This window comes from Prosthecobacter sp. (assembly GCF_044226605.1).
Classification (GTDB): domain Bacteria; phylum Verrucomicrobiota; class Verrucomicrobiia; order Verrucomicrobiales; family Verrucomicrobiaceae; genus Prosthecobacter.
Window position 1 is genome coordinate 74,909 of sequence record NZ_JBGAGS010000016.1, and the last position, 21,184, is coordinate 96,092.

16 protein-coding genes are annotated in these 21,184 nt (G+C 60.9%); 8 read left to right on the forward strand and 8 right to left on the reverse strand.

What is annotated here, in order from left to right:
- Nucleotides 1-149 precede the first annotated feature (149 nt).
- Nucleotides 150-1,448 (forward strand): sensor histidine kinase, encoded by a 1,299-nt coding sequence (locus ACILSO_RS21750; RefSeq protein WP_395739566.1) that lies wholly within the window; start codon nt 150-152, stop codon nt 1,446-1,448.
- Between the two features lie 4 nt (nt 1,449-1,452).
- On the forward strand, nt 1,453-2,115 hold the full coding sequence (locus ACILSO_RS21755) for a response regulator (protein WP_395739567.1): 663 nt from the start codon (nt 1,453-1,455) through the stop codon (nt 2,113-2,115).
- Between the two features lie 754 nt (nt 2,116-2,869).
- On the opposite strand, the gene ACILSO_RS21760 is transcribed toward ACILSO_RS21755, so the two are convergent.
- The 4 genes from ACILSO_RS21760 to ACILSO_RS21775 all read right to left on the reverse strand — a co-directional run bounded on the left by ACILSO_RS21760 (nt 2,870) and on the right by ACILSO_RS21775 (nt 10,193).
- Nucleotides 2,870-4,150, reverse strand: coding sequence for a dihydroorotase (locus ACILSO_RS21760; RefSeq protein WP_395739568.1), 1,281 nt, complete (start codon nt 4,148-4,150; stop codon nt 2,870-2,872).
- Between the two features lie 824 nt (nt 4,151-4,974).
- Nucleotides 4,975-7,233: an FG-GAP repeat domain-containing protein gene (locus ACILSO_RS21765; RefSeq protein ID WP_395739569.1), complete on the reverse strand. Its 2,259-nt coding sequence runs from the start codon at nt 7,231-7,233 to the stop codon at nt 4,975-4,977.
- A gap of 46 nt (nt 7,234-7,279) precedes the next feature.
- Nucleotides 7,280-9,142, reverse strand: a complete 1,863-nt coding sequence (locus ACILSO_RS21770) for a hypothetical protein (RefSeq protein WP_395739570.1) — start codon at nt 9,140-9,142, stop codon at nt 7,280-7,282.
- A gap of 79 nt (nt 9,143-9,221) precedes the next feature.
- Nucleotides 9,222-10,193, reverse strand: a complete 972-nt coding sequence (locus ACILSO_RS21775; RefSeq protein WP_395739571.1) for a S1C family serine protease — start codon at nt 10,191-10,193, stop codon at nt 9,222-9,224.
- A 586-nt stretch (nt 10,194-10,779) separates the two neighbouring features.
- Here ACILSO_RS21775 and ACILSO_RS21780 point away from each other — a divergent pair.
- The gene (locus ACILSO_RS21780; protein WP_395739572.1) at nt 10,780-11,508 is read left to right on the forward strand and encodes a uracil-DNA glycosylase family protein; all 729 of its coding nucleotides are present in this window, start codon (nt 10,780-10,782) and stop codon (nt 11,506-11,508) included.
- 464 nt (nt 11,509-11,972) lie between these two features.
- Nucleotides 11,973-12,656: a hypothetical protein gene (locus ACILSO_RS21785; RefSeq protein ID WP_395739573.1), complete on the forward strand. Its 684-nt coding sequence runs from the start codon at nt 11,973-11,975 to the stop codon at nt 12,654-12,656.
- A gap of 571 nt (nt 12,657-13,227) precedes the next feature.
- Here the strand turns inward: ACILSO_RS21785 and ACILSO_RS21790 are convergent.
- The 4 genes from ACILSO_RS21790 to ACILSO_RS21805 form a co-directional block, all read right to left on the reverse strand.
- Entirely contained in the window at nt 13,228-13,818 is a 591-nt protein-coding gene (locus ACILSO_RS21790) for a hypothetical protein (protein ID WP_395739574.1), read from the reverse strand.
- 260 nt (nt 13,819-14,078) lie between these two features.
- Nucleotides 14,079-14,852, reverse strand: a complete 774-nt coding sequence (locus ACILSO_RS21795) for a hypothetical protein (protein ID WP_395739575.1) — start codon at nt 14,850-14,852, stop codon at nt 14,079-14,081.
- A gap of 20 nt (nt 14,853-14,872) precedes the next feature.
- Complete coding sequence (locus ACILSO_RS21800; protein ID WP_395739576.1) at nt 14,873-16,402, reverse strand: hypothetical protein; 1,530 nt, start codon at nt 16,400-16,402, stop codon at nt 14,873-14,875.
- 43 nt (nt 16,403-16,445) lie between these two features.
- Nucleotides 16,446-16,964: a hypothetical protein gene (locus ACILSO_RS21805; RefSeq protein ID WP_395739577.1), complete on the reverse strand. Its 519-nt coding sequence runs from the start codon at nt 16,962-16,964 to the stop codon at nt 16,446-16,448.
- Nucleotides 16,965-17,098: 134 nt separating this feature from the next.
- On the opposite strand from ACILSO_RS21805, the gene ACILSO_RS21810 reads away from it, so the two are divergent.
- Genes ACILSO_RS21810 through ACILSO_RS21825 form a run of 4 tightly spaced genes read left to right on the forward strand, consistent with a single transcriptional unit; the run spans nt 17,099 to nt 21,164 of the window.
- Nucleotides 17,099-17,962: a hypothetical protein gene (locus tag ACILSO_RS21810; protein ID WP_395739578.1), complete on the forward strand. Its 864-nt coding sequence runs from the start codon at nt 17,099-17,101 to the stop codon at nt 17,960-17,962.
- Nucleotides 17,959-18,621: a hypothetical protein gene (locus ACILSO_RS21815; RefSeq protein WP_395739579.1), complete on the forward strand. Its 663-nt coding sequence runs from the start codon at nt 17,959-17,961 to the stop codon at nt 18,619-18,621. Before ACILSO_RS21810 ends, ACILSO_RS21815 begins: the two co-directional genes overlap by 4 nt.
- A gap of 19 nt (nt 18,622-18,640) precedes the next feature.
- Entirely contained in the window at nt 18,641-20,116 is a 1,476-nt protein-coding gene (locus ACILSO_RS21820; RefSeq protein WP_395739580.1) for a hypothetical protein, read from the forward strand.
- A 49-nt stretch (nt 20,117-20,165) separates the two neighbouring features.
- The gene (locus ACILSO_RS21825) at nt 20,166-21,164 is read left to right on the forward strand and encodes a prenyltransferase/squalene oxidase repeat-containing protein (RefSeq protein WP_395739581.1); all 999 of its coding nucleotides are present in this window, start codon (nt 20,166-20,168) and stop codon (nt 21,162-21,164) included.
- Nucleotides 21,165-21,184: the final 20 nt, after the last annotated feature.

Sequence of the window (21,184 nt, forward strand, 5' to 3'; positions counted from 1 at the left end):
TCAAGCACGATTCACAGCACGCTCCGCGTCTCACGGTCTGCGCATTTATCCCGGTGCTCATCCTTGATTGCCTCACGGAATATGACTAAAGTCATGCCGTGTTAGGAAGAGTCGCTAATAAGACAAATCTGTGAAACCATACGCTCTGCATGGTTTCACTCGCCGCGTCTAAATCACTCAACCAGCAAGGTTTAAAAAAGGAGAGGACACATTTGGAAGGCAAGTATCTCTCCGCCGCATGGATGGTGTGGGTCGGGGGTGCCATTCTGGCGTGGATCAGTCTCACCCCCGTTGCCTGGATTGGCTGGCTGATGTTTCGGGCGGGCATGGTCACCAAGGCCTCCATGCTCGTCGCCTGTGGGTTGCTGACCTTTTTCGGCAATTTCATTCTTCTCAAAAAAGTGCTGACAGACCTCTACCAGGAAGAACGGCCGCAAAAGGGAGTGTCCCATGACGGAAGGCGGGTGGTCGGCATCCTTTCTCTGCAGATCCTCTTTGCCTTCGCCTGCAGCCACCTGTCCCGGTCGTTCAATCCCATCGGCATGCAGCAATGGTTTTGGATGCCAGTCGCCTGTTTTGCCGGAGTACTGCTGCGACGGCGTAGGCACATGATCTTTGTCCTCGTCGTCACACTCTTCATCTCCACCGCCCGTGAATACTTCGTGCGCGGTCTTCATCCCGCGGTGTTTTGGATGTTCGGCCAGATATCCACCAGCGTCTTCATCATGGGCTGCAGTTTTGCCATGACCCAGGCCTCACGGCAGCGCATGAACACTGCCCGGCTCGCTGCAGAACTGCGCTCGGCCAATGCCAGGCTCGAACTCCAGGCCGATCAGGCTGCAGTGCTCGCCGTGGAGCAGGAGCGCAATCGCCTCGCACGCGAGATTCACGATGCGGTGGGCCACAGCCTGACGGTGGTCGGGGCGCAGCTCGAAGCCGCGGAGGCTTTGTTCCGTCAGGACCCCGCCCGTGCTTTGGATTCGATCCAGAAAGCTCAGCGCTCCAGCCGCGAAGGACTGAGGGAAATCCGCCGTTCGGTTGCTGCCATGCGGGCTCCACCGCAGGATCAGCGCATCCTCGTCGAGTCTCTGACTTCCCTGATCACCAGCGCGGAGCGTCCCGGCCTGAAGCTTACCTTGCAGCAGTCAGGCAAATCACGCCCTCTGCCCTCCCTGGTGGAGATCTCACTGTATCGCTGTGCGCAGGAGGGCATCACCAATGCCTGCCGCCATGCCTGCGCCTCGGAGATCACCGTGCACCTCGACTTCACTTCAGAAACACACGTCGCCCTCAGCGTGGTGGACAATGGCCGCGGCTTCAGTCAAATCCCGGACACCAGCCATGGGCTGAAAGGCCTGCTCGAGCGCGCCACATTGCTCAGCGGTGAGTTTTTCGCAGGAACAGCGCAGCACGGCGGCGGCTGCTGCCGCATGGTCATCCCGGCATAAATGTATGAGCACTCCCATCAAGACCCTTCTTGTCGATGATCAGTCCTTGTTCCGGGAAGCCATGCACACCCTCCTGTCTCTCGACAGCAGTGTGCAGGTGGTCGCTGAAGCTGCCAATGGAGAGGAGGCTCTGCGCCTCACCTCGGAGCTCCTTCCTCAGGTCGTGCTGATGGACCTCCGCATGCCGCTCATGAATGGCGCCGAGGCCACCCGCCGCATTCGTGCCACGCATCCACAGACACGCGTCCTGGTGCTCAGCACCTTCGATCAGGAAGAGGACGTCTTTGAGGCGCTTCGCTCGGGTGCCTCCGGCTATGTCCTCAAAAACACTCCCTCCGCTCAACTGGTGGAGGCCATCAAAATCGTGGCCGCCGGACAGACCTACCTTCAGCCTTCGGTGGCCACCCAGGTCGTGGCAGAGTTCAACCGCCTCTCTCACTCCAGTTCCCCCTCCGCCGAGGAGCGTCGACTCGCCAGCCTCCTTTCTCAGCGCGAGATCGAGATCCTGCGTCACCTCGTCCGCGGCATGTGCAACAAGGAAATCGCCGCCGCCTTGAGCATCACCGAAGGCACCGTCAAAAACCACATGACCCGCATCCTGGACAAACTCCAAGTGCCGGACCGCACCGGCGCCGCCCTCAAGGCACGTGAACTCAGGCTCGGCTGAACGATGCCATGAGCGATTGAAAACGGGTCTGCTCATCAAGCGGTGTCTCCGCCAAGACCCTGCCTGCAGAGAAAGGCGCCACCAAGCATGAAAGCTTATGGAAAGGGGAAGTGTGACGGAGCGGCAACACGTGCTGAGACGAAGATTCTTGGGACACGTCACAGCGCATCCCAGCCTTCCTTGCACCTGCCAAGGGTGCTGACAGGCTGGTAGGGAACCGCTGCGTCGGGTCCGTAGATGAGGGTCTGTCGCGCCGAGGGCGATGCAAAAAGGTGCGCCGTCCTTTTCCCTCCGAAAGGCAGATCGCGACGCCGCTCTGTCCCCAAGTTCAAGCTCGCCACCCTGGCGCTCCTGCCCTGCCCGCACGAGGGCCATCGAATGGCAAAGACACCACCTGATCGATACATCGCGAGCTTGCTTGTATGGATGCTTGCGTAATGGCCAGACACCCTTGCCTTGAAGGCCAGCGGCCTTCCGTAAAATAGCCCCGCCAGCTTGTCCTCCGTATCTCAAAGAGCGAAGGAGGAAGCCTAAGCGAGGCGACTCTGGGATCAGCTCCGCCGCGCAATGGCTCCGCGCTCAGGCAAAGTGTCGCATTGCCAGAGCACCATTCGCCTGCGCATAAGCGGGCCCCTTCCCGGCAGGGAAGACAGACCTGTTCTCAACGAATCGCGGCATGAGTCCATCCCCAGCCTCAAGAAAGCAGCCGTGCTCCTGCGGCACACGCACAGCCCCCTCCATGCCCGGAACGACCCTACCTCGCCACCAGCTCCTCACCGCGATACACCACCCGCTCCACCATCCCCTGCAGCGTCTTGTCCAGAAACGGCGTGTTCACGCTCTTCGACTTCATGAACTCATGGTTGAAGGTCGTGCTCCGCGCCGGGTTGAACACCACAAACTCCGCCACGCCTCCCTCCTTCACCGGCACCGGTGCCAGCTTCATCAGCCGCCGCGGCTCCGCACTGAACCGCTTCACGATCAGCCCCCAGTCCAGAATCCCCTTCGCGATGTAGTAATCATGCAGGGACACCAGCGCCGTCTCCAGCCCCGTGATTCCAAACGGCGCGCTCGCAAAATCCTGGTTCTTCTCAAACGGCGTGTGCGGCGCATGATCCGTCGCGATCACGTCAAACCATCCGTCCTTCAGACCCTGCAGCAGAGCCGCATTGTCCTCCGGCGTCCGCAGCGGCGGGTTCATTTTGAAATTCGTGTCGTAATCCCCGATGTGCTCATGATTGAACATCAGATGATGCGGCGCCACCTCGCACGTCACACGGATGCCGCGATCCTTCGCGCGCTTGATCGTCCCCATCCCTTCCGCCGTCGTCACATGCTGAATGTTCAGATGCACCCCCGTGTATTCCGCCAGCCGGATGTCCCGTGAGATGCAGATCTCTTCGCTGATGCTCGGGATGCCGGGAAGTCCCAGCGCATAGCTGATCTTGCCCTCGTGCATGCAGCCCTTGCCGCTCAGCGCCTTCACCTCGCAGTGGCTCGCCAGCGGCAGGTCAAAATCACGCGCATACTCCATCGCGCGCCGCAGCACCTGCGGGTTGTCCACCGCGTAGCCGTCATCCGTCAGCATCACGCACCCCGCCGCCTTCATTCCGGCGATCCCCGCCAGCTCCTCGCCCTTGCGCCCCTTCGTGATCGCCCCGCTCGTGTAAATCCCCGCGCCGATGCGCGTGCGCCGCGCACTCTCCAGCACGCTCCGCACCACTCCTGCGTTGTCGATCGCCGGCGTCGTGTTCGGCATCATCACAAAACCCGTCACCCCGCCATTGATCGCCGCCTCCGCGCAGGTCGCGATGTTCTCCTTGTCCTCCTGCCCCGGCTCCCGTGCGTGCACATGAATGTCAAACAGCCCCGGCAGCAGAATTCGCCCGGAGCAGTCGATAATTTCCACGTTCTCCACGCCCGTGATGCCCGCCGCCACCCCGATGATCTGAGTTCCTTCGACCAGCACATCGGCTGTCTGGAGTTGTGGACTGTCTTCGCTGGCGATCTGGGCGTTGCGGTAGAGGCGTTTCATGCGTTGCCGGGCATGATGCCGCGAAGCTCCGCCTAGGCAAGCTGGCTTCTCAGCGCTTGGACTGCCCCGGCCCGCCGGGTTTCGCCTGCCGGTCATGCCCCGCCATGACTCCAGACCATGACCTTTGTCTGCATGCGCGCCGCACCTTTCCCATTTATCTCACGTTCACGCGCCACTCTCAGTCAGTTTCCGCCGAATGAACCGCAGAATTGCACCGTCACTCCCTGGCTTCCAGCATGCAGCTGTTGCGCTCAGTTCCAGCGAGGTTTCCGCCGCAGAAATGATCTCTTCCAAGGAAGAAAATCCGGTTTCGGCCCCGCCCACCAGGCCCGCTCGCAAACCCCGCCAGACTGAGTTCAATCCCGACTGGCATGATGCCAGGGAGATCGTGGTCCCTTTCGACGAAAGCTCCTTTTCCGGCCTGCTCGTGGATGAAAAGACCTTTCAGGCAGCTTATTCCCGCGACCTCCCTCCGCCCCGGCTGGATCATCTGCGGCTGAATGCCATGCGGACCATCGGCAGAGTGCCGCTCACACCCGACACCTGGGAGGACATCCGGGGCTTCTGCCGCGCCTTGTGGTTCTTCTTGGAAATCCTCCTCCTGGTTTGGACGGCCGCGCTGCTGCTCTCCGGCTTCCCCATTCCAAAGGCCCTTTCCGGTTCACTCGTGGCCCTGTGGCCCCTCACACTGATCGCGCTTCAGTTTGTCCTGCAAAAGCCCCTGGCATGCCGGCTCCTTCTCTCTGGGCCGGCGCCGCAGTTACCACGACCCTGTGGCTGCTTTGGTCTCCTTGGTCGCAGGAGTTCATCTCCCGCTTCTCTGCCTACTTCTTCCGCACGTAGAGCAGCGCACGGTCATGCGTCAGCAGGCACAGGTCCAGCCTGCCATCCCCGTTCAGATCAAACGCCGCATAATCGTGCGGCTCGTTTTCCAGCCCCATCTTCCCCCGGAAATGCGGATCCGTTTCAAACACCCGGAAATACATCGCGCTCTCCCACTTCTGCTCAGCCGCAGGCTGAAATATCTCCACCACCCGGCTCTTCGCCGTGTCCAGCAGTGCGATGTCATCCACGTCCTCTCCTGAAAACGAGGCCGCCACCAGGTCGGACGCCGTCGTGTCCTTCAGCTCGCTGTCAAACGTGGACACCGTCTCAAGCTTCAGCGTCACGCCATCCAGCGGCGCCAGCTGAAAGCTCGTCTTGCCCAGCAGCAGCAGCTTCGTGCTCTTCTCCCTGCTTGTCAGCACGCACTGCTCCGGTGTCATCGCCGGCAGCGCATGCGTGTGGTCCGTTCGGTACACCTTGTCCTCTCCTGCGGAAAGTTCATGCAGCTTGCTGTGCGTCGCGTCGAGCAGCAGCACGGTCACCTTGCCATCCTTCCGCGTCACCAGCGCGCTGTGCAGTTCCGCCGCCGCATCCGGCGCATTGAACTGCTCCACAATGTTCGCCTTGCCCTCCGCATCCACCTTGAAGGCACGCGCCAGCTGCTGATGCGCGATGATGATCTCATCCTTGCCATCCCCGTCCAGATCTCCCGTGCTCAGCGCCGCCGGCGCCAGCTTGCTCACAAACGAATCCGGTATCCCCTCCACCTTCTTGTACGGAGTCTTCGCATCCGTCGTGCTCAGCAGCAGTTGCAGCGGGCCGAGGTTGGAAAACAGCGCCAGATCCCCGCGCCCGTCCTGGTTCGCATCCACCACACGGATCGCGTTGATGCGCCCCGTCTTCACCGTCAGCTCCTGCGTGCTCGCCGTGAATCCCTTGCCTCCCGCGTTCTTTTTCAGCGTTACCAGCTGCGGTTTAGACTTGATCTCGCTCACGCAAAGAATCGCCGAATCCGTCGTCAGTGTCAGCAGCGTCTCGCCTTCTTTGGCCTGGTACACAATCTCCGGATACACCAGCCGGTTGTCCCGCCAGTGCGCCACGCCGATCGCCTGCTCTCCCGGGCTCAGCACCACCAGCTCCGCCTTCTTGTCTCCGTCCACATCCGCGATCACCAGCGCCTCCACACCGCTCAGCAGCGGAAATTCCCGCCCCTCCTTGAAGCTCCCGCCCGCGCTCCCTTCAAACAGCCATGCGCGCGCCGCCTTCGGCTCGGACATCACCACATCCGCATGCCCGTCTCCGGTCAGGTCACCATAGGCCACCGCTCCGCTTTTTGAGTCCGTCGGCGGCATCGCATAGCGGATCGTTGCCGCCCTGTCACTGTTCGGCTCAGCCACCCCTTGCGTCAGCTTCGCCACCTCCACCATGTTCGTTTCATTCTGGATCCACGCCACGCCGTTCTTCTTCTCCCCCAGCCGGATCGCATGCAGCCAGTGCCTGGAGGCCGGAATCTCCAGCCGCCACTCTTCGCCAAACGTCGTCCCCTCATGCTGCAGCCGCACCAGCAGCGCATCGCCATCCGGCGCCGTGTAGAAAAGATCTGCCAGCCCGTCGTTATTCAGGTCGCAGCTGCCCAGCCCCGCGCATCCGCTTTCCCCCAGCGCATGGTTCTGCGGCTCCCCCCACTCGCCCGGCTTCTTCTGCAGCAGCACCATCAGCCTTGTGTTCGTCAGCAGCGCCAGGTCATCGCGCCCGTCCTTGTTCAGATCACCCGCCACCAGCACCTCCGTGTCATCCGTCGTGGAGTCCAGCGTAAATTCCTTCTTCGCCGTCCACGCACCCTTCTCGTCCTGCATCCTCAGCACCAGCTTTTCCTCGTCCGAGATGTAGGCGATGTCCGCCTTCTTGTCCCCGTTCCAGTCCCCCGTTGTCAGCGCCATCGCCGCATGCCCGATCACCAGCGGCTGCTTCTCAAACCGGGACATCTCCAAAATCGGGTTCCACCGGTCGGCGCGCGCCGTCTTCTCGGGTTCCCCCATCTTCACCCCCTCCTTCCGCTGCAGCAGAAACTCAATCCGCGCACGCGATGAATTCACGACCGCGAGATCCGTCAGGCCGTCGCCATTGAAATCCGCCGCACGCGGACTCGTGGCGTTCCAGTCCAGTTTCACGATCTCCGGGCCGTCAAAATAAAGCGCGGGTGGGTCAGCGAGTACGCTGCTCGTAAAAAGCAGCGGCAGAAGGGCGGCGAGACGCATGGCGGGCGGTTGAAAAAACAGGGGTGGGGTAAGGTGAATCTCCGGCCTACTTCGCCTCCACCGGCGTCGTCAGGTAGTGCACCTGGATCGCGTCCGGGTGCAGGTAACTCGCGCTCAGCAGGCTGCCAAAGTATCTCTCAAACGTCGCGTTGGACGGGCGCGCATTCGCATCAAACCAGCTGCTCGCTGCCGCGGCCACCGCTTCCTCCGCACCTGCGTTCTTCTTGCCCGGGCCCTTCTTCTTCGGCGCCGCTGCCGCCGGCTTGCCTTTCCCGGCGCCGGATTTGCTCTCCAGCGTCGCCGCCGCCGTGGCGATCGTGTTCATCAGCCGGCCCGCATCCGTCACACCCACCCCGCTGTAGTTCTTGGGCGCCAGGGAGAGAAGGTTCTGCACATACGGGCTGTCCCACACGCTCGGCCCGGTCGGGTTCTTCATCCGGCCCAGCACCTTTTTCAGCGTGTCCTGCGGCCCTACAGATACCAGGAAATATTTCCCCGTGTTGCAATAGGCCACTTCCGTCGCCGCATTCGCCGTCTGCGTCATCTTCAGCGTGTTGATCGTGTATCCCAGGAAGTCGCTCTCTTCAAACGCGCCAAACCCCGCTCCCACAAAGCGCTTCAGTCCGTCCAGCGCACCGCCCAGTTTGTCCGCATCCTTCACCTTGAAGCCCATCACCTGGCTTTCCTTCGTGCCGTCTCCGTCCTGCACCTGGATCACCTCGTCCGCCAGGCTCCCCAGCAGATCTCCCCGGATCTTGAATCCCAGCTGCCCTTCCAGCTCCCCCATCTTCATCGCCGCCACCATCGCCACCGGGCCGATCTTCCCGAGGATCGCAAAGATCGAGTCATACACCTTGCCCAGGTCCAGGCGCGACACACTCGCCGTCAAAATCCCTGCCGGGATGAACTGCGGCAGCGTCACCTCGTTCGCAGATCCCCGCATCAGCGAGATCAGCCCGCTCGGCTTTTCCGGGTGCAGGATCGTCAGATCCACCCGCGCCTGCGTGTCCGTCATCTCCGCCGTCAGCGCGATCGCCTGCAGCTCCTCCGCTCCCAGCAGGTCCATCACCATCTTTGGCTGGAGCTCCAGGTTCATGCCACCGGCGCCCTTGCCGCCGTCTTTTTCTTTCTTCTTCTTCTCGGCTTCCGCCGCCGTCATCGCCTTCTCGCCCAGCTCCAGCAGCTTCACGCCGTTGAAATACATCAGCATGTCACCGCCGCCGTTCGTCATCTGGCCTATCCGGCTCAGGTGCTCGCGCGGCAGTCCGGGCGCATCCCCCGCGTTGTTCTTCACCGCGCCGATCATGTACTCCATCAGGCCGCGCCGGTTCGCCTCGATCATCACATCCCCCACCACCGCCCACGCCATGTTCCACGGCGCGTCCGCTCCTTCACCATCCGCCGCGATCTGCACGCTCACCCCGCCGATGTCCTCCGTCCTCACCTTCAGGTCCGGGTTCGTCTTCTTCTTCGACTCCGCTTCCGCCTGCTTCTGCGCCTCGATTTCCTTCTGCTTCCCCGCCACCTCGCACAGCGAGACACTTGGCGGATTCTTGTCAAACTCCTTGAAGTCGCCGATCACCAGATAGCTCACCAGCGCTCCCGGGTACTCCTTCAGCGTGTCATACATTCCGCTCCCGTACGTGTCTTTGAAAAACTTGTCCCACGGCGCGTCGCCTTCCTTCCTCATCGGCGCCATCCACCGCTTCGCCTCGTCGTCCTGCATGAATTTCGCGTAGCTGCTCTTCTCCCAGTCCGCCAGCAGTTCAGGCGTGTTCTTGATCGCTATCACCCCCACCGTGTTCTTCGGCATCAGGTTGTACCATTGCTCCAGCCGGTCGGCGGCGGAGGCGGGGAGCATGCTGAGGCTGGCCAGCAGCAGGGAAAGGAGGAGGGGGGCACGTTTCATGGAGATGGATTGGGGGTGTGAAAAGGTGTGGGATAAAAAAAGAAGCCGGATCAATGAGACTTCGCTACCTACTGAAAAATCAGCCGCCTGTGGTTACAGATTCCGGCTTTGTTTTTTCCGTCGGCGGTGCCGGCGGCGGCAGATACCGGAACCCGCTGTTCGGATTCCGCGGATCAAACGCAAACGCTTCGCGATTCTTCAGAAACAGCTTCAGCACGTTGGAGGGAATCGAAAATCCCAGGCCTTCCACACCCACGCCCGCCGTCTTCATGTTGTTCACTCCCACCACCTCGCCACGGGCGTTGAAAAGCGGCCCTCCCGAGTTCCCCGGATTGATCTGCGTCGTGCTCTGAATGTACCACCGCCCGCCGCTTTCACGCGCGCGAATGCTCACGATCCCCTTCGAAACCGAGCGCTCCAGCCCCAGCGGACTCCCGATCGCAAACACATCCTGCCCCTGCGTCAGCCCGTCCGAATCCCCCATTGGTACAAACGGCAGCTTGTCCACCCCCGCATCATCGATCTGCAGGATCGCCAGGTCCAGAAAGCCGTTCATCGCGATGATCTTCACCTTCGTAAACTGCTGCTTCTCCAGCCCGTCCGGCTTCTTCCGGTACACCACCACCGTGATCTCACGCTCCCCCGCGATCACATGCTGGTTCGTGATCACATACCCCAGCTTGTTGATGATGAAACCCGAGCCCAGCCCCGACGCCGTCTGGATCTGCACCACAGACTCCGCCACCCGCTGCACATTCTTCTCCACCGTCATCGCCTCACGTGCTGGCTCCACAAAGTAAATGTCCTCCCCCTGCACCGCCGCCGCTTTCTTCCCCGCTTCCAGCGCCTTTTCCAGCAGGGAGATCTCCGTGCGCGGCACCGTCAGCACCGTGTGCCCCAGGTCCAGCACCACCGCATCCTCACGGTCCTTCAGCACCTCGCCCCTCAGCTCCGCCCCGTTCTTGAGGACAATCTTCACATTTTCCGCCGAAAGCGCCGACGCCGTAAGACAAGCCGCCGCCAGGAATCCGAAGCTCAGGTTTTTTCGCATCACGGCTCCAAACGTTGGGGAAATGCTGAATAAATCAACACCGTAGAAAATGAAAAAATCGCAGTTCCCTCGTTCAAAAGTCATTCGCCCCAATCACCGTCTCGCAGATTAGCTCCAAACCCAGTCAGCAAAAATCAGCCCTGCCAGCTTCACTCCAGAACAAGCCCTTCCCAACTCCCGTCCGTCCCCACCGTTGCTCACACCACCCCTCTGAACAAATATTTTTGCCCTTCCTCCAGCTTTCGACCTCCCCGCCACTCCTGAACAACTCCCACACCTCCGCAGCTATTGTGAGTACGTAGTTGACTCGCTTCACTCGGCTCGGGCGTTAGCCCGCTCCGGAATCCCCGCATCGCCCAAAAATTCGAAACACATCCAGCGCCGTATTGTAGTACCGACTTCAGCCGGAATCCTGAAGTCTCCTTCTCGCCAACAGCTCTCGAATCTCCTCCCCTGCCACAATCTCTGACCCCTCTGCCTCACCGCCCCTCTGCGGCAAACTCAAGCTCCCCAGCGTAACCCCTCGCGTCCACGACTTCTCTCCGCACACCTTGACGGCATCCCCCTCCGCGCATCTCATGCGCCCATGCCCGCCACCGCACTCATCGCCGCCGCCCAGACCCTTCGCGAATCCCTCCGCCCTCTCCGTTTCGCCGCCCCCGTCGAGTACGTCTATCAGCCCCTCGACTACGCCTGGGCACCTCACGAGACCTACCTCCGCCGCTTTGGCAGCAGCAAAAAAAAGGTTGTCCTCGTCGGCATGAATCCCGGCCCCTTCGGCATGACCCAGACCGGCGTCCCCTTCGGCGAGATCGCCGCCGTCCGCGACTGGATGGGCATTCACGAACCCGTCGGCAAACCCGAGCGCGAGCACCCCAAGCGCCCTGTCGTCGGCTTCGCCTGTCAGCAGTCAGAAGTCAGCGGCCGCCGCCTCTGGGGCCTCTTCGCCCAGCGTTTCGGCAAAGCTGAAGCCTTCTTTGCCGACCACTTCGTCGCCAACTACTGCCCCCTCGTCTTCATCGAAGCCAGCGGCCGCAACTTCACCCCCGACAAACTCCCCGCCGCCGAAACCACCACCATGGAAGCCGCGTGCGATGCCCACCTCCGCTCCGTCATCACCGCCCTCGATCCCGAATGGGTTATCGGCGTCGGCGCCTTCGCAGAGGAGCGCGCCAACCGCGCCAAGGAAACCCTTCAAGGCACCTTCAAAACCGGCCGCATCCTCCACCCCAGCCCCGCCAGCCCCGCCGCCAACCGCGACTGGTCCGGCGCCGCCACCAAACAACTCCTCAAACTCGGCGTCTGGGAAGCTTGACCCGTAGGTTGGACGTGTTTGGCGCCCACATCCATCGCCACCATCACACCACCCTCCGCCAAACCGTCCGACCACCAGCCCCCCACCCGCTTCCAGCCCCCCGAAGAAGGCTCAGCAAAGTAGTCCGCATACTCCGTGTGCGGTATCGCAAACCCCTCGCCCCGTCGTCTCGCGCCAGCGTCCCCGGAACCGAAGCGCAGCGAAGGTAGACAGCCGCAGGCTGCCCGAAGGGTGAGCGTAGCGAATCAATGCGGCGCTTCAGCGCCGCTTTCGAACGTCCCCGGACAAACACACCCCCAGGCACACCGCCTACCCTCCCAGCCACTAAAAAGACGTCTGTAAATCACCGGCCTCATCCCTCCCTCATCCCAGTCACTCCGTCATTCGCCATCATAACTTCCCCACCCCTCACCAATTCCCCCAAGCCCCCTTGCCGTTCCCCCGTTCAGCTTCATAATACCACCATGAGCGAGTCGCCTGCATCTTCCGCAGCCTCCCAGCCGCTGGACACTCACTCTCCACCTGCGCCATCTACTCGGGCAAAAGAACCCGCGTCGCTGACCGGCCTCGAAAAAGCCCGCGCCGCCCTTCTCGGGGCGGGCCTCACATTCCCACAGATCCCCGAAACACTTGCCGTGGCGCTGAAGGAAAAAGAGCGATGGGTCTTCTCCACGCGCGACGTGAAAATGTCGCCATACGATATCGATAACCACGTGAAGGAGAGCTACGACCCTCCTTCGCCTTACGTTGTGCTGGCACATGCGGGGTATGGATTCAATTCGTATGTCATCACATACTACCTCGTCTTCGGGCCACTGCGTCTCTTCCTTCACCTGGGTTTCGGTGGCGCTTACATGAATGAAAAGGAAGATGTGATCAAGATCCGGGAATGCTTTTCCTTGGCAGACCAAATCTTCGAAGCAGCAAAAACGTCGGGAAAGCTTTTCCCGGATGAGTATCTCACCGTGGTGTGCTCAGACTTTTACGCCAACTATTGGGGACTGTCTTTGCCGGAGCGCAGCAGGCTGTCAAACGAGAGCCAGGAAAGCCCCGAGGAGTTTCTCGCCAAAATTCTCAAGTGGCTGAAGAATCCCAAGCCCCGACGGCCTCGTTGCACACCCGTTCGCAAACAAGTCGTCGTACGTTGACCCGGCGCGCGTCGCGTACCCAGCCCCAGGCCGACTGTCCCCCCCTAGGGAAACAACAGCTCAGCGCCCAGCTCCACCAATGATGTCTTCCTTCCATCAGGGAAATCGAACAAAAGGCTCGCAGCTATTCCATACCACGACCTATTATACGACCACGCGCCTTCACTCTCCCCACCACCAGCCCCAAAGGGGCGACCTACCGCAGCCCAGGGCAAAACGAGCCTCAGCGAGCGCCGCCCTGGGTCAGGAGACAACCAACCAAAAGGAAAGCAAACCCAGCACCCCGCCACACCCCACGGGTCCCAGCAGCGCCCACCTCACGCCCCGCCATACATTGACCTTGCACCCCACACCGCCTCAACACTCCACCCTCAAACAGATCACACCTCTCCTCCTGAAATTTTTCTGCCCAAAATCTTTTTGCCCAAACGTTCCCCCACTCCCTCAACACCGCCTAATCGTCCGGCCCGGCACAAGCTCCACGCTCCGGAAGCACGGCAGAAAGAGTGGTGAATCTCTTCGTCCCACCTGCCCCCTGTCTAAAGCTAGGGAACGATAAAAACTGCACTCTTCACGAGACCCACGTCTGATAGGCCTCCTCCACCATGGTGAAGTCGTCATCGGTGAAGCTCCACAAATGCAAGGCGCCGCGGGCAAACAATGGCCCCATGATCGAGCAGTCATGGTGGGTTCCTATCTTCACCTGAGGGTCCAGATGATACTTCTCGCAGAGCTCCTTGTCGGGATGACCGACCTCTTTCTCAAACCAGGACTCCAGCACGCAATGGAAAAGATAATCTTCGTCTGGAAACGCCTCAGTGTATTCCCTCACATGGTCCGGCCTGGCGTAGATCAGGCGCCCGCTTGTGTCGCGAATGATCTGACGGGCGGCCACCAGCCCCGGATCATCCATGATAAAGAGGATCACCGGCTCCTTGTCCTGCACCGGTTCGGAGGGGGCTCGCAAGCCCGCGTAAACATTCCGTTCCTGAATCAGAGACGGCCCCCAGTTATCGAGCCACCCCAGCAGGTGCCCGCCGAGGATGCGGCACTGCATCTCCTGCATCGAAGTCAGGCTTTTCCTTTCCGGGATGGGATCATCTTGAAACCGCTTTTTGACATGCTGACGAAGGCCTTCGGCCCATTCTTCTTTGGTGCTCATAGATCGTCAGAGAGTTTTGAGCAGCCCTTCCGAAAACTCAATCTTGTTTAGCGGAATCAAAATCCTGCCGAGACATCGCAATGTGAGCCATGCAATCCGTTCGCAACCAACCCTCCCTCGCTTCGTCCACCAAAAAAATGTCCTTCGTAGCTCGGAGAGCGAATTTTAACCCTCATAACTCCGGACCATTAGTGTCATATGAGTGTGCGATTAGTGGTTAAAAAATCTTCTCTACCGACCGCGTTGTGCGCATCTGAATATCACAACCCCGCTCGCACCACCCTCAGCCTAATAAACGCCCGCCCCCACGACGACACCGCGTTCTTATACCGAAACGTCACCCGGTTCGGCGGCACCGGATTCACCACCGCCACCGCTTCCACATCCGCGGTCCCCCACTGCAAAAAATCCGTCGTCGACTCGATCACATACTGCACATCCGCAGCGCTCGGAACATAACTCAGCGTGAGGTGATCACTCACCACCATCGGTGCCGGCAGCCCTGACGCATCCGGCGTCAGCGCATCAAGCCCCAGCGCATACTCCATCAGGTTCAGCGTCCCATCCCCGTCCCAGTCGCCCTCATCCGCAGCCAGCGCCGTCCCCGCCGCATCTCCAAAGCTCCGATACCGCCACTGTTCCACCGGCGTCGCCAGCACCGTGATCCCCGCACTCGCCAGCGACCCGCTTGCAACAATGTCAGCACCACCTCGCAGCGTCACCGTCCCCGTATAATTCGCCGCCGCAGACGCACCACTCAAAGACACCCGGAACAACGGCCCATCATAAACTTCCCCTGGCAGCAGAATCCCCGGCACATTCGCAAAAAACGCATTGCTCGACAGCGCCGTGTCACTCTGCGGATCCGCACTGAACGTCACCGCGATGTCATTCAGGAAAACCTTGTCCGTCGCGCTCGTGTTCGTCAGCGTCCCGCTGAACAACGCCTCCCCACCCGCCGCCACCGGCTGCCCACTCGGACTCAGCACCATCGTCAGCCCCGCAAACGCCAACGACGCGTGACTCCACACCATCAAAAAACAAAGCACCCACCTCACGGCGCTCCCTCCCCAATCGCAAACAGCACTGCATTCGCAATCACATACACCGTCCCATCCACCCCGATCACCGAAGGCGTATACGCCTCCCCAATCCCCGGCGTCAGCGTCAGCGGCTCAATCAACGTGTTCGTCTTAAAATCCCACCGATACACCTTGCCATCCTCGCTGTGCACAATCGCCGACTTCTTCGCCACATCGATCGCCACCGTGTTCACGCACCACTCGCGCACCGCTCCATCCACGGAAGGATACTCATCATCCGGCGTCGGCCCCAGCACCGTCAGGATCTCCTTCATCACTGTCGCCCCCGTCACCGCATCCGTCTGCGTGTCATTCGGATCCAGCACCGCCAGCTTGTTGCGCCCGTCACCACCCACACCCGCATAGTTGTTGTACTTCGACAGCAGCAGATACTTCGAAGTCCCCTGATAGCTCGCCACCAATGATGCCGGCACCACCGAAGGCGTATGGTCCCACCCAAACGCCCCCGACGCCTTCGCCTGCGTCAGCGTCTTGTCATAGTGCCGCAGCCATCCGCGATAGTGGTTCACACCCCATGAGTGCTCAAACACCCCAAAGTAAACATCCCCATCCGGCCCCACCATCGGCGCCGCCGTCCCATCATCCAGTAGCCTCGCATCATCCACCGGACTCAGCACATCCTTCAGCCTCACCTTGCCCGTCGTCTCCAGCGTCCGGCTGTCCAGCATCAGCAGATACCCAAACCCATTCCCATCCACCACCGCGAAATAAAGCGACTTGTGATCATTGCTCAGCGCAGGCGCCAGATTGTGCGGCAGCCGTATGACGCTCGCATCATCCGCCGCACTGCTGGCACTCACCCATGACCCCGTCCCATCCTCCGCGATCCGGGCGATCCCGCTTTGCAGGGCCGGAGTCGTCGTCCCGCTGACCACAAATCCAAAAAACAGGTTCCCATAACGGTCCGTCGTGATGGGTGTGTTGATCCTCACGTTCGCATCAAAAGTTGCGGAATCCGACACATAAGTCGGCATTCCGTAAAACGCCATCTGGCCCGTCGCACCCCCCGCCGCATCCGGATTATCCCGGTACGAAACCGTCCCTCCCGCATCCGCAAAGCACACCCGGTTCTTCGGCGTCAGTGCCACCCCATAGTGCGGCACCCAGTTGTGCGCCGGCAGCGTGTAGCCCGTCGTCACCTGCCACTTCATTCCTCCCGTTGCGCCATCATGCGCCTCGATGCGGAACCCGTCATTCGCCCCCGTCTTCACCGGCACGATCACCGTATTCTGCCTCGTGATTACTGGCGATCCATAATGCGCATACAAGGTGGTGCCCACATACTGCGGCGCCAGATCCACCGGCGTTTGCCACAGGATGCGCTCCATTGCCTTCGAAGTCACCTGCGAGAGGCCCGTATGCTGCGGATCATGCCCATGCCCGCTCCACGGCAGCCCGATGCTCTGCGCCCTCACATGGCACGTCAGCGCAGCTAAGAGCAAGGAGCTGCAAACAAGAGCACGATGGTGAAAACGGATCATCAGAAATCAGATGCCCGTAGTTCACCCAATTTCCCTCCCAAGGTCAAGGCGCGCGTTTCTTCAGTTCCATCTTCAGCTTCTCGATCTCCTCCTGCACCTGCCGGAGCTGCCGGCGCAGTTCCTCCATCTCACCCTGAGCGTTCGGCCCGCCCTGCGGTTTTCCCTCCCTTGCCATCTGCTGCTGCTTCATGCGCTCCTCCATCTCCCGCCGCATGTGCTGCGCTATCTTCTCGATGTTCTCAGCAGGCTCATGCAGTCCCGCCGCGTGCAGGTGCTCCACCGCCTCCATCACATGCATCAGCCGCTCCTGCTCCGGACTTCCTGGCTTAAAGCCGGGTTTCTTCTCCATTTTCTTCCCCGGCTCTCTCTCCCGCTGCTCCGTCATGATACGTTCAGCAGCCTCATGCAGCTTGTGCGCCTCCTCCATGCGTCCCGCAGCCTTCGCTTCTCCCGCCTGCTTCATCAGTCTCTCCACGTTCTCCTTCGGGTTTTCCTTGGCATCCTGGGCAAATCCGGTGCAGGCAATGGCAAAACTGGCGATGAGAAGGCAGCTCGTTTTCATGGTGATCCACTAAACGGCACAGCATGGGCCGATCTTCCCGCCGCCAAAGATCCGGCGAGAGAGCATCAGGCCAGCCATCGTTCACAGCACGAAACCTGCCCGCGCCGCGCCATGCCCCACCCACCACCGCCACCATGAGCACCGCACTCGTCATCGCCCTGGCGCTGGGGCTTGCCATTTTAGGCACTCCCCTGTGGTTGCTGACCCCGCGCGAGCAGCGCTCCTGCGTGCTCGTCTGTCTGGTGCTCATCCTGCCCATGTCCTGGGTCATGTTCCACCTCGTGCGCCTTCCTGCCGACAAATGGCTCATCAAGGCCCTCGGCGAAGGAGAATTCCTCACCTGGATCCGCACCGCTTACGCCCCTCTCACCGAAGAACCCGCCAAGCTCTGGCCCCTCCTCCTTCCCTGGGTCCGCAGATCCATCACCCGAGAAAACGTCGCCTGCTTCGCCCTCGCCCTGGGCCTCGGCTTTGCCCTTGGAGAGATGGTCACCATTGCGGATCTTGTCACAGTCCGTCAGCCCAAAATCGCGGCCCTCCCATGGTATGAACTCGGTGGCTTCATCCAGGAGCGCCTCATGACCTGCGGCATCCACGCCGGCATGACCGCCGTCGCGCTCGTCACATGGCGTCTCCATTCCCGCTTCGCACTCGGCCTGCTGCTCGCCATGATCGCGCATTATCTGGCAAACTTCCCCATTTCGATGAAAAACTGGGGCTGGCTTGGAAAGAATGCCGAGGTGTCCATGGCCATCGTCAGCATCTGGGTGGTCCTCTACTTTTTGGCAGCGATTGCCGGTTTGATTGTACTGCGCTTCGGGCGCTCCCGCCTCAGCACCATGCTTTACGGCCGTGCCCGCTGCCCCGGCTGCGGCACCATCTATGACCGCACCCTGTGGGCCGTGAATATGGGCCCCTCTCTCCGCTATGAACGCTGCCCCCACTGCCGCAAATGGCACACCACCACCGCCCTGAAGGAAGAACCTGACACCTTATGAAACCTAACGCCTTCCTTTGCCTCCTCCTGCTGGCCATCTCGACCATGGCTTTCGCCGAAAAGGGCACCCTCATCTTCAGCGATGACTTTTCCGCACCCGAAGTCGGCAAGGCATGGAAAGCGCAGTGGCCTGCCCTCGCGATTGCCGATGGCGCCTTGAACATCAGCCAGGCCAAACCCGAGCACAGCGCCGTCGGCCTCGTGCCAGTCGGCAAAAAAGACGTGCGGATCGAGTTCAAATTCAAACTGGGTGCCGCCACCGGCATCAATGCCGTCTTCAATGACCGCGATTTCAAGGAAGGCCACGGCGGCCATCTCTGCCGCGTCTCCCTCTCACCCCGCCAGATCTTCCTCGCCGATGACAAAGAGCGCCTGAGCCACGCCATCGAAGAGATGAAGAAAGACCCCGCAAAAAAGGCTGAAGTAGCGAAACTCGTAGCAGGACGCAGCAAAAGCTTCCCGATGAAGCTTGACCCGCAGACATGGTATCAGATCGCCATCGAAGTCATTGGCGATGAATTGAGCGTCACCCTCGATGGCAAGCCCATCGGCTCCCTGAAATCCTCCGGCATCGCCCATCCCATGAAGAGCGACTTCTACTTTGCCGTCAGCGGCAAGGACGCCCTGTTCGATGACCTTAAAATCTGGGACCTCCAGTAACCTCTTCCTCTCACCTGCCATGAAACCGCACCATCTTCTCCTCCTCTGCACGGCCCTCTTCAGCTCGCAGTCGTTCGCAGCCGAACTCAAAACCGAATCCTTCGACCGCGATCCCGGCTGGGAAGGTCACAACAACCACATTGTGCCAAAGCAGGTGCTCAAGGTCACCCAGGACTTCGGCTTCAGTCCCACCAACATCGCCGGCAAGGCTGCAGGTGAAATCGGTGGCCGCATCCAGCGCTCCACCACGCCTGCCTCCTATGCCGCTGAGATCCCCGTAAAGACGCTCGATGACGCATTCTCCGCCTCCGGCAGCTTCGCCATCACCAAGTCAGAAGGCGGTGCGGGCGTGTTCTTCGGCTTCTTCAATTCGCAACAACCCGGCGGCAGCGGGCGGCCTATCGGCTCCCTTGGGCTCGACTTCGACTTTGAAGGCAAAGGCGGTCGTCTCGCCACTCGCCTCATCACCAACACCAACAAATCCTGCGGTACCTTCATCACCCCTTATCTGCCCGGCAAATACCGCACCACCCCGATCAAGAACGACGGCACCCGTTACCACTGGACGCTCTCTTACGACCCCTCCGGTGATGGTCGCTTCACCTTCACCCTGCGCAGTGATAATCACCCCATGCCCGTGATCGATCCCGCCCTGCCCGCCGCCTCCCTGGCCGAAGAGCGTGCCCGTTTCCCCACCACCAGCACCTTCACCGTCGATCTCACCCCCGGCTTCAAAAAAGAAGGCGCCACCTTTGACCGCTTCGGCATCCAGAACATGATGAAATCCGGCGGCTCCGTGACCATGTACTTCGATGACGTGGTGTTCGGCACTCGCGATGAATCCTTCACTAAAGACCCCGGCTGGGCCGCTGTGGGAAATCGCACGACCTATGAAGACCGCGAAGTCGTCGGTGCCCACGATTTCGGCTTCAGCCCCACCACCAATCACGCTGGCGGAAAGCCCGGCGAAGTCGGTGGCGGCCTGTGGCGCAGCGGAGAGTATGGCTACTACGCAGACCGCGTCGGTCCGCTGAATCTTGAGCAGCGTTTGGAAGCACGTGGCAAAGCCAAGCTCGTGACCGCCGGTCCCGACTCAGACATGCACATCGGCTGGTTCAGCAGCGCTACGAAGGACAAATCACCTGACGAAGCCGGAAACTTCATCGGCATCCACGTCGGCGGCCCTACTCGCATCGGCCACTACTTCATACCACAGCTTGCTACTGCAGACGGCGCCAAGGGGAAGGTCGATCAAGGCCCCATCATCACTCCCGGCAAGCTCTACGACTGGTCTCTCGTGTATGATCCTGCGGCAAACAATGGCAATGGGGAGCTTCGAGTCACATTGGGCACCGAATCCGCCACACTGCCGCTCAAGCCCGGCCAGAAAAAACAGGGCGCCACCCTGGACCGCTTTGGACTCTTCACCTCTCAGGCCGGTGGCCAGATGGTCAAAATATTCCTCGATGACCTGCGATACACGGCGGCTCCCTGAGCTTCCGCCTTTGCAACAACCCTCAGCGCCTTGCCGTTCTATGCAGTGTATGAACCTGTCCTGCACAGCCGCGCTGCTGGTTGCCACTGCCTTCATGGTTTGTCGCGCCGGTGATGCGCCGGCTCCGACCGAGGCGGAACTGCGTGCCACGATTACGAAGAGTCTGGGCTATCTCTCCAAAGGCAACGACACGTGGATGGAGGAAAAGAACTGCAATGGCTGCCACCACCTGCCGCAGGTGCTATGGAACCACCGCGAGGCCCGCATGCGCGGCTTTGCCATTGATGAGAAGAAGTTCGAAGAATGGCTGCAATGGTCCGGCGAAAAGGGAAAGGACATCAAGGCAGGCCGTGAAATGACCGCCTTCATGAAGCTGGCCCTGCCGGACAAACCGGCGCCAGAGCTGACGAAGATCATCAAGGAAGGGCAGCAGCCCGATGGTTCGTGGAAAGCCGCCGGCCAGTTCCTCGGCCAGCGCCGTGCCGCGCCCGAAACCACCGCCAATTCGTCACGCATCTTCCTGCTCGCTCTCGCAGCTGATGGCAACGACAAGGAGTTCAGTGAAGAATCCCAGGCGAAAGCTGCCGCCTTGCTCGCCAAGGATGGCAAGGCCACCTCCGTCGAAACGCTCGCGTATCGCGCGCTCTTCGCCCGCCGTTTTGGCAAGCCGGAGGAAGTCGCCGCCATACAGGGGGAGATTCTCAGTCATCAGCATGCCGACGGTGGCTGGGGCTGGCAGATCAAGGAAGCCAGCAGCGACTCCGTCGCCACCGGCCTGGCGCTCTTTGCGTTGCAGCCCTCCGCAGATCCCGCCACTCTCGCCGCCATAGCACGTGCTCAGCGCTGGCTCATTTCCAGCCAAAAGGAGGACGGCGGCTGGCCCGTGGACTACAGCAAGATCAGCAGCACAGACCGCAGCAAGCCCGAGAAAGCGAAGTCTCTCAAGGATGCCACCATGATCTACTCCTACTGGGGCACCGCCTGGAGCACCCTGGGGTTGCTTCAGGGGCTTCCTGTGAAGGAGGGGAAGGGGAGTCCTGCCGGGTGATGTCGGCGCTTGCCGCAGGC